We start from the raw sequence: 7,918 nt of genomic DNA on the forward strand, positions 1-7,918 counted from the left end.
CACCACCCCCCACCGCCGTGCCCGCCCCATGCCACGACGCACCAGGCGCCGCCGCGCCAGGCCCCGTCCCACCGCGCCACGGCCCGGCGCGCCCCGCGGCGCACCCCGCTGGGGCACCACAGCGACCTGCGGATCCTGCGCAGCGCCTACCGCTGGCAGCGGCGCACCGCCACGCTCACCGCGCTCGGCTACTTCACCCTGTTCCTGATCCTGTCCGCCTGCGCGCCCGGCTTCATGACCGGCCAGGTCGTCGACGGACTGCCCACCGGACTGCTGCTCGCCCTGGTCCAACTGCCCGTCACCTGGCTGGCGATCGCGCTTTACGAGCAGACCGCCCGGCGCCGCGTGGACCCGCTCGCGGACCGCATCCGCAAGGAGGCCGAACTGGACGCCCGGCGGGGGGCGGGACGATGACGGAGTTCAGCGGCAACGCGCAGACCATGTCCCTGGTCGGCTTCACCGCGGTCGCCACCATCACCCTGCTGCTGTGCGTGATGACCGGCCCCGACCGGGACGACCTCGACGAGTTCTACACCGGGTACAGCTCCCTGTCCCCGATGCGCAACGGCCTCGCGATCGCGGGCGACTACATCTCGGCCGCGTCCGTCCTCGGCACCAGCGGCGTCATCGCCCTGTTCGGCCACGACGGTGTCGTGCTGGCGCTCAGCACCGCACTCTCCCTGATGCTGCTGATGTTCCTGCTGGCCGAACCCCTGCGCAACGCGGGCCGGTTCACCATGGGCGACGCGCTCGCCCGCCGGATGCCCGGCCGCAGCGTCCGCGTCGCCACCTGCGCCGTCACCCTCGCCGCGCTGCTGCCGCTGATGCTGGTGCAGCTCGCGGGCACCGGCCAACTGCTCGCCTTCGTCCTCGGGTTCTCCGGCGAGTCGCTGGAGACCGGGTGCATCATCGGGCTGGGTGTGCTGATGATCAGCTACGCGGCGATCGGCGGGATGAAGGGCACCGCCCTCATCCAGATCCTCAAGATCGTGATGCTGCTCGGCTCGGGCGCCGTGGTGGCCGTACTGATCCTCAACCGCTTCGACTGGGACCCAGGCGCGCTGTTCGGCGCGGCGGCGGACCGCAGCGGGGTGGGCTCGGCGTTCCTGCACTCGGGGCTCCAGTTCGCCGGCGGGCCCCACCCCGACGCGGACATGATCACCGCGCACCTGACGGTCGTACTCGGCGGCGCCTGCCTCCCCCACATCACCATGCGCATGTACACCGCCTCCTCGGCCCGCCAGGTGCGCCGATCGATGTCCTGGGCCGTGTCCAGCGTGGCGCTGTTCGTGCTGGTCGTCACGGTCATCGGCTTCGGTGCGACGGCACTGCTGGGGCGGGCGGTCGTGGCCGCGGTCGACCCGCAGGGCAACACCGCCTACCTGCTGGGCTCGCAGGCCGCCTTCGGTGCGCAGGTGTCCACCGCGGAAACGTTCCTGTTCACGATGGTCACCACGGCCGTCTTCCTCACCCTGCTCGCCTCCGTCGGCGGCATGATCCTCGCCTGCGCCAACTCCCTGGCCCACGACGTGTTCGCCACCCGGGTGCAGGAGATGTCACCGCGCCGCGAGATGGCCCTCGCCCGCGTCTCCGCGCTGGCCGTCGGCGTCCCGGCGATCATCCTGGCCACCCTGGTCCAGCACCGCAGCCTCCAGCCGCTGGTGACGCTGTCGTTCTGCCTGGGCGCCTCGGCCATCGCCCCCGCCCTGGTCTACGGCCTCTTCTGGCGCCGCTACACCCGCACCGGGATGCTCAGCACCCTCATCGGCGGCTCGCTGGCCGTCCTGCTGCTGATGCCGGGCACCAACCTGGTCTCGGGCTCACCCGTCGCCGCCTTCCCCGAGGCGGACTTCAACTGGTTTCCCTTCACCACGACCGGCCTGGTCTCCATCCCGTTCGGCTTCGCCTGCGGCTGGATCGGCACCATGCTCTCCGGCCGGCGCAAGGCCGAGGAGCAGCGCCGGCAGTACGAGGCGGTGGAGGGGTGGATCCTGGCGGGGGCGGTGCGCAGGGGCGACTGACCACGCCGGCCGCGGGGCGGGTTCCGGGTGGCCTCACTCGACCGCCCGGCCGGTCAGCGAACTGAGATTGCTGCGTACGGAGGCCATGTGGGCCTGCAGTTCGTCCCACCGCTCCCCGTGCTCGCGCAGCACCCGCTCCGTCTCGCGGACGATCTCCTCCTGCCGCGCCCGGGCCTCGGCGACCACCTCGGCCGCCCGGGCCCGGGCCTCCTCCCGCATCCGCCCGGCCGCCTCCCCCGCCTCCGCCAGCGCCCGCTCCGCCTCGCTCACCTCCCGCTCGGCGCGGGCCGCCGCCTCCGCGTGGTGCGCGTCCAGCGCCTCGGCCCGCTCCTCCTCGGCACGCTCCACTCCGGCCAGCCGCTCGGCGTGCTCGCGGCCCTGCTCCGCGAGCGTGTCGTCGGTGCGCGTGCGCGCCTCGCGCAGCACGGCCAGCACCTCCCCGCGCCCCGCCTTCACCTCCCGCCGCGCCTCGATCCGCACCTCGTCGGCCTCCGCACGCGCCACGAGCAGCCGCTGCCGGGCCTGTTCGTCGGCCTCGGCGCGCACCGCGTCGGCCTGCGCCCCCGCCGCCTCCAGCACGCCGTCGGCGTACGCCCGCGCTTCCCGCATCCATTCGTCCCCCGCGTCGCGCGCCCGCTGCCGCACGGCCTCGGCCTCCTCCTCGGCGAGCCGGAACAACCGCCGCGCGCCCTCCCCGAGCACCTCGTAGTCCTGCGAGGTGAGCTGGGCGACCTCCTCCAGCAGGTCGCCCAGGTCCTCCTCCATCTCCCGGGCGAGCACGGTGAGGCGGGCGGCCCGCTCCCAGGCCGCGTCGCGGTCGTCGGAGAGCGCCGCGACACACTCCTCCACCTGTTCCGGACGGTAGCCGCGCTCACGCCCGCGTACGGTCACGAATCCGTCGGGAACCGCCGCCGCGCTGCTCATGCTGATCACCCCTGTGGTGAACCTGCCGCACTAAATGGACTTAACCGACTTTATGGATCGGATGTAAGCCCTCATAATGCGACACACCGCACGCGAAGGGCGGGGCCCGGTCGCCTCACCGGCCGACCGGGCCCCGCCCTTCGATACGTCAGGAACGCCGCCGTCTCAGAGCAGTCCGTCCCACATCTGCTCCAGCAGCACCGACCACCAGCTCTCCGGCGAGCCGAGCGCCGCCGGGTCCAGCGCGGCCAGCTGCGCCTGGAAGTCGACGGTCCAACGGCCCGCCTGCTCCTGGTTCAGACCGAACCTGAGCCGCCACATCCGGCCCAGCAGCGCCAGCGAGCGCGCGAACTCCGGCAGCCCGGAGTTCACGAACTGCGGCGGCACCGGCGCACCGCCCGGACCCGCCTCCACCGGCACGGCCACGATGGCCGCGGTGCCGTACTGCACACAGATCGCGCGGCCGAAGTCGCTGCCGACGACGAGGTACGAACCCGCGTCCGAGGCCGGCTGCACCCCCCGTTCGGCCGCCAGCTCCGCCAGCGTGGGCACCGGGCGCCCCGGCTGGGCCTGCGCCCAGAAGAACGGCCCCATGTCCATCGGCAGACCCGCGGCCACCAGCGTGTGCGCCACGACCGGCGGCACGCCCTGCCGGGAGACCGCGGCCTGCTCGAACCGGAAGACCCCCGGTCCGAACGCGCCGCCCAGCTCCTGCCCGATCACCTCCGGCGGAACCGGCGGCGCCGGCTGCACCTGCGGCAGCGGAGCGCGCACCGGCGCCGGACGGGCCGGCCCGTCGGCCACCTGGTGCAGCTCGCCCTGGTGCGCGAGCAGTTGCCGCATGCCCTGCTGCCGGCTCGCGTGGTCCGTGCCGTACGGGGCGATCGAGGTGATCCGCGCCTGCGGCCACTGCTCCCGGATCATCCGCGCGCAGTACGCGCCCGGCAGCTCGCACGACTCCAGCTCGGTGTGCAGCTCCAGCACCTGGTCCGGCGGGACGTTCATGGAGCGCAGCTCGTGGAACATCTGCCACTCCGGGTGCGGCGTGCCCGGCGCCGAACGCCGGATCAGCTGCTGCTCGGAGCCGTCGTGGGCGCGGTAGCGGAGCACGGCCTGGTAGCCCGGACCGACGGTCGGCTGACCGGCGGGCGGCTGCGGATAGCCGTACGCCTGCGGCTGACCGGGCATCGGCTGCCCGGGGGGCGGCATGGCACCCGGCGGCATCGGCTGCCCGCCGCCGGGGACCCCCGGAGCGCCGGGCGGCGGCGGAGGCGCGCCGACTCCACCGGGTCCGCCGAGCGAGGGCGCGGCCAGCACGGTCTGCGCGTGGTGCACGGCACCGCCCGCGCCGCCCGCGGAGCCCTGCGCGCCAGGCATCCCCGGAGCGGCGGGCGGAGGCGGCGTCCCCGGAGCCGCGGGCGCGCCCGGCGCACCGGGGGCCCCAGGAGCGCCGGGAGCCGCGGGGGCACCCGGAGGCCCGGGGGGACCGGGAGGACCCGGAGGCTGCGGCGCACCGCCACCCGTGCGGCCCGGGTCGGCCAGCATCGTGGCGGCGTGGTGCATGCCGCCCGGCGGCGTCCCGCCCGGAGCGCTCGGCGGTGGCGGCGTACCCGGCGCCTGCGGACCGGGGGGCGTACCGGGCGGTGTGCCCGGTACGGCAGGGGACTGCGGCGCACCCGGCGGAGGCGGAGGCGTCCCAGGTCCGTCCGGCGCACCCGGGCCGCCCGGACCCTCGGGCCCGAGAGAAGACACCAACTGCGTAGGCACATACCCGCCGGCCGGCGTACCCGGCGCCGAAGTCCCCGACGGCGGCGGCGTGGCACCCGGCCGCCCGCCCGGCACACCCGGGGCACCGGGCGGAGGCGGCGTGGTCGGGCCACCGCCACGGCGCGGCGGAGGCGCCGCCTTGCTGGTCGCGGCGTCGGCGATGTCCCCGGCGTTCGACGCGAGCGGCTGGGCCGGCGCGGCGGGCGCACCCTGACCGGCGGACGGCTGCGCGGCGGGCGGCGTCTGCGGCGCGGGCGGCGGCGTGCCCGGACCGGCGGGCGCGGCCGAGGCGTTCGGCTCGTCGAGCGCGGGCGACAGCGCCGTCGGCGGCAGCGAACTGCCGCCCGACATCAGCGCGGTCTTGGCGTCCGGCGTCGCGGGCGGCGGCGCGTCGTCGTCGGCACCGCTCAGCGGCGGCGAGAACACGGTCTGCGGCAGCGGTACGGAACGGTCCTCACCGGCGTCCGCGTTGGTGTCCGTCCCCGCCCACGGCGTCGCCCCGGCAGGGGCACCCGGCGTACCGGACGCACCCGCGCCCGCCCCGGAGCCACCGTCACCACCGGACGCGGCCGCCGGCCACGCCGCACCACTGCCACCGGCAGGGGCCGACGGCACCCCGGCCTGCGTCTCGGGAAGCGGCGCGGCCGCACCGGCCACGGAACCGGAACCGGACGCACCGGTGTCCGCGGTGCCGCTGTCCTGATCCCCGCGCCGGCGGTCCGGAATCCCCAGCTTGTCCGCCGCCTCCTGCAACCACTCCGGCGGACTCAGCAGGAACGACGTCTGGTTCAGGTCGACCCGCGCGGCGGGCGCCGGCTGCGCCTCCTCGGCCTCGTCGGGCCGGCCGTACTCCTCCTCGTACCGGCGGATGACCTCACCCACCGGCAGCCCCGGCCACAGCGTCGCCTCCCCGCTGTCCCGGGCGATCACCAGCCGCTGCGCACCGCCGTCCGAACGCGGGCCGTCCGCACGGTCCTCGGCCCACACCACGAACCCGAGGTCGAACTCCCGCACGCGCACCTCACGGTGCTGGTACGCCGGCAGCTCGCCGTTGACCCACTCCTCCGCGCGCTCCTGCGCCTGCGCGAACGTCACCATCGTCAGCTCACTCCCCTACGGACGCCGGCGTCGCGGGCACCGCGTGCGCGAATCCGCCGTCCACCATCAGGTTCGCCACCGTCTCCAGCTCCGGCGGGGACCCCGCCAGCCGCGACAGGAACGCGTCGAAATCCTCGCCGCAGGGCATCAGCAGCCGCTCCACCCGCTCCGCCGGCGGCAACGAGGGATCCACGTCGCGCACGTCGTCGTAGGCGCAGAACCACACCGAACCGAGCCGCTCGCCCTTGACCTTCACCGCGAGCAGGCCGCCCTGGACGAACGCGACACCCAGGTAGTCCTTGGTCAGGTGGTCCCGCAGACACTTGTTGACATAGACCAGGTCGTTGACCGCCGCCTCCTCACGCACCGTGAAGAACGGCTGGTCGACCAGCAGCCCCAGCTCGGCGTCGAGCGCCGTGCCGACCGGCGCGCAGCCGCCCGCCGCCTTCAGGAACGACCGGTACGCGCCCGGCAGCCGGTAGCCGAGGTCCTCCTCGACCCCCTGCACCTGCTGCTCCGACACCGCGACGCCCGACTTCGGCAGCCCGAAGTGCGCCGGACGCGTCTCCTGCAAGGGCCTGGTGCCGCGCTTGCCCTGGTCCACGGTCGCCGTCGCGATGCCGCCGTGGTGCCGCAGCAGCGCCTTCACCTCGACCGGCACCAGTTCCATCCGGCGCGAACCGGCCACGTGGTGCCACGTCCAGCCGTGCGGCGTCGCCACCGCGGGCACCGTGTCCCACAGCTCGTGCCCCGACGCGGACAACGCCGCGTTGGCCGACACGTAGTCCGTCAGCCGCAACTCGTCGACGCCGAACCCGACGGGCGGCTCCGCGATCTCCGCCACCGCGCGGGCGTACGGCGAGAAGACGGGGTAGCCGCCCTCGTCAACCCGTACCCCTCTCGGGTGACGGGCCGCACGCACCGGATCCGGGAAATGCACGACCTGCCCGGCATAGGCCGCGTTCGGCGGCGCGGCTCGCTGCCCGAGCCGACCTGTAGTCATGGCGGTTGCCCCCTGCGGCGTCTGTCTGATCTGTCTGCACTGTCTGAACTGTCTGGTCACCGCACGCGATCGCGGTGCCGACAGCCTATGCGGTACGTCGAGAGGGGTCACCGGCGCCGGACCCCGCACCCGACACGCCGACCTCCACTTCCGTGACCTGCCGTCACCCTCCCGTGACACACGGCCCACACCCGGGCGTGTCGCCACGCCCCAGCTTCCCCAGCAGCCACGGGATTTGGCACTCTGTGACCATCCGGGGGATGCTCAGGAGGGGAAGATGATCATGAGTGCGACACAGACGGGACCCGCCACCGGGCGACCCGACGACCCCCGCGGCGGCGACCCCCGCATCGGCTGGAGCAGCGCCGAGGCCCCGCACGCCCCCACCCTCCGGCACCGTCGCGACGGCATACTCCCGACCGTCGCCGCCGCCCTCTCCGTGCGCGGCACCACCCTCACCGGCACGGCCACCCGCGCCGACGCGCCGCCCGCCCTGCACCACCTCGTCCAGGACTTCCTCGACACCCTCACCAGCGGCCAACGAGACCGTTACACCGGCCGCTGCGCCGAGACGATCCTCATCTCACGACACCTGGCCACCACCGACGCCACCCGCAGCAAACGCGCCGCACGAAAACCCATGACCAACGGCGAAGCCCGCAAAGCGCTCAAACACGCCAAACTCACCACCCGCCGCATCCGCGAGGACGGCGACCCCCTCCACGGCAGCTTCGCCGCACCGTGCCGCGCCTGCACCGCCCTCAGCGCCCACTTCGGCGTCCGCGTCGTCGACCCCACGACCAGCGAGGACTGACCCGCCGGCCACCGACGCCGAGGACCGAGCCGCCTAAGCCGACCGAAGAGAACCAAGAGCCGATGCAAGCCGACCGCACCTCCACCACCCGCTTCCCCGTCCCCGTCGACGCCGCACTGCGCGACGCCGGCTGGCAACCCGGACGCTGGGACATCAAACAGGCCGAGATCTGGGCCGACACCCTGCGCGAACACACCTCACCGGCCGGACACCGCCACACCGTCTTCCCCGCCGCCGTCGAGGCATGGGCCGAATTCGGCGGACTCCACCTCACCCCCACGGGCCCCGGCC

At 74.6% G+C, this 7,918-nt stretch carries 7 protein-coding genes; 4 read left to right on the plus strand and 3 right to left on the minus strand.

The genetic code is table 11. The features are described from left to right. Together DMH12_RS35560 and DMH12_RS35565 are read left to right on the plus strand one after the other, a co-directional pair. A partial coding sequence (locus DMH12_RS35560) for a DUF485 domain-containing protein (protein ID WP_260474463.1) occupies window positions 1-414 on the plus strand: 414 nt, incomplete at its 5' end. Beyond that, window positions 411-2,021: a cation acetate symporter gene (locus tag DMH12_RS35565; RefSeq protein WP_125495438.1), complete on the plus strand. Its 1,611-nt coding sequence runs from the start codon at window positions 411-413 to the stop codon at window positions 2,019-2,021. The genes DMH12_RS35560 and DMH12_RS35565, both read left to right, overlap by 4 nt. Before the next feature lie 33 nt (window positions 2,022-2,054). Here DMH12_RS35565 and DMH12_RS35570 read toward each other — a convergent pair whose 3' ends face one another. The 3 genes from DMH12_RS35570 to DMH12_RS35580 all read right to left on the minus strand — a co-directional run bounded on the left by DMH12_RS35570 (window position 2,055) and on the right by DMH12_RS35580 (window position 6,813). After that, window positions 2,055-2,945 carry a cellulose-binding protein gene (locus DMH12_RS35570; protein WP_125495439.1) on the minus strand — a complete coding sequence of 297 codons (891 nt, stop codon included), beginning with the start codon at window positions 2,943-2,945 and terminating at the stop codon, window positions 2,055-2,057. Between the two features lie 165 nt (window positions 2,946-3,110). Then, window positions 3,111-5,810: an SUKH-4 family immunity protein gene (locus DMH12_RS35575; protein WP_125495440.1), complete on the minus strand. Its 2,700-nt coding sequence runs from the start codon at window positions 5,808-5,810 to the stop codon at window positions 3,111-3,113. Window positions 5,811-5,817: 7 nt separating this feature from the next. After that, complete coding sequence (locus DMH12_RS35580) at window positions 5,818-6,813, minus strand: SMI1/KNR4 family protein (RefSeq protein ID WP_125495441.1); 996 nt, start codon at window positions 6,811-6,813, stop codon at window positions 5,818-5,820. A gap of 283 nt (window positions 6,814-7,096) precedes the next feature. Between DMH12_RS35580 and DMH12_RS35585 the strand changes: the two genes are divergently transcribed. Both DMH12_RS35585 and DMH12_RS35590 read left to right on the plus strand, forming a co-directional pair. Next, a complete protein-coding gene (locus DMH12_RS35585; protein ID WP_125495442.1) occupies window positions 7,097-7,627 on the plus strand; it encodes a YwqJ-related putative deaminase in 531 nt (176 codons plus the stop codon). A gap of 62 nt (window positions 7,628-7,689) precedes the next feature. Then, on the plus strand, window positions 7,690-7,918 hold a 229-nt coding region (locus DMH12_RS35590), incomplete at its 3' end, for an SUKH-3 domain-containing protein (RefSeq protein ID WP_185832737.1).

Origin of the sequence: Streptomyces sp. WAC 04229 (assembly GCF_003947455.1) — a bacterium.
Classification (GTDB): domain Bacteria; phylum Actinomycetota; class Actinomycetes; order Streptomycetales; family Streptomycetaceae; genus Streptomyces.